At 56.8% G+C, this 1,416-nt stretch carries 1 rRNA gene; it reads right to left on the bottom strand.

Going from position 1 to position 1,416, the window contains the following annotated elements:
* Positions 1 to 22: 22 nt before the first annotated feature.
* Positions 23 to 1,416: ribosomal RNA gene (locus tag ACZ67M_RS37780) — 23S ribosomal RNA — on the bottom strand; the annotation flags it as partial.

Below are 1,416 nucleotides of genomic sequence, written 5' to 3'. Positions count from 1 at the left end.
AACACAGTGGACGCGAGCAACTGAGGACAAGCCCTCGGCCTATTAGTACCGGTCACCTCCACACCTTGCGGTGCTTCCAGATCCGGCCTATCAACCCAGTCGTCTACTGGGAGCCTTAACCCCTCAAGGGGGTGGGAGTCCTCATCTCGAAGCAGGCTTCCCGCTTAGATGCTTTCAGCGGTTATCCCTCCCGAACGTAGCCAACCAGCCATGCCCTTGGCAGGACAACTGGCACACCAGAGGTTCGTCCGTCCCGGTCCTCTCGTACTAGGGACAGCCCTTCTCAAGACTCCTACGCGCACAGCGGATAGGGACCGAACTGTCTCACGACGTTCTAAACCCAGCTCGCGTACCGCTTTAATGGGCGAACAGCCCAACCCTTGGGACCGACTCCAGCCCCAGGATGCGACGAGCCGACATCGAGGTGCCAAACCATCCCGTCGATATGGACTCTTGGGGAAGATCAGCCTGTTATCCCCGGGGTACCTTTTATCCGTTGAGCGACGGCGCTTCCACAAGCCACCGCCGGATCACTAGTCCCGACTTTCGTCCCTGCTCGACCCGTCGGTCTCACAGTCAAGCTCCCTTGTGCACTTACACTCAACACCTGATTGCCAACCAGGCTGAGGGAACCTTTGGGCGCCTCCGTTACTCTTTAGGAGGCAACCGCCCCAGTTAAACTACCCATCAGACACTGTCCCTGATCCGGATCACGGACCCAGGTTAGACATCCAGCACGACCAGACTGGTATTTCAACGACGACTCCACCCACACTGGCGTGCGAGCTTCAAAGTCTCCCAGCTATCCTACACAAGCCGAACCGAACACCAATATCAAACTGTAGTAAAGGTCCCGGGGTCTTTCCGTCCTGCTGCGCGAAACGAGCATCTTTACTCGTAGTGCAATTTCACCGGGCCTATGGTTGAGACAGTCGAGAAGTCGTTACGCCATTCGTGCAGGTCGGAACTTACCCGACAAGGAATTTCGCTACCTTAGGATGGTTATAGTTACCACCGCCGTTTACTGGCGCTTAAGTTCTCAGCTTCGCCCAGACGAATCTGAGCTAACCGGTCCCCTTAACGTTCCAGCACCGGGCAGGCGTCAGTCCGTATACATCGCCTTACGGCTTCGCACGGACCTGTGTTTTTAGTAAACAGTCGCTTCTCGCTGGTCTCTGCGGCCACCCCCAGCTCGGAGTGCAAGACTCGTCACCGGACGTGGCCCCCCTTCTCCCGAAGTTACGGGGGCATTTTGCCGAGTTCCTTAACCATAGTTCACCCGAACGCCTCGGTATTCTCTACCTGACCACCTGAGTCGGTTTAGGGTACGGGCCGCCATGAAACTCGCTAGAGGCTTTTCTCGACAGCATAGGATCATCCACTTCACCACAATCGGCTCGGCATCAGGTCTCAGCC

Source organism: Streptomyces sp. NPDC107500 (genome assembly GCF_055582785.1).
This window is presented reverse-complemented; position numbering and strand designations above follow the sequence as displayed.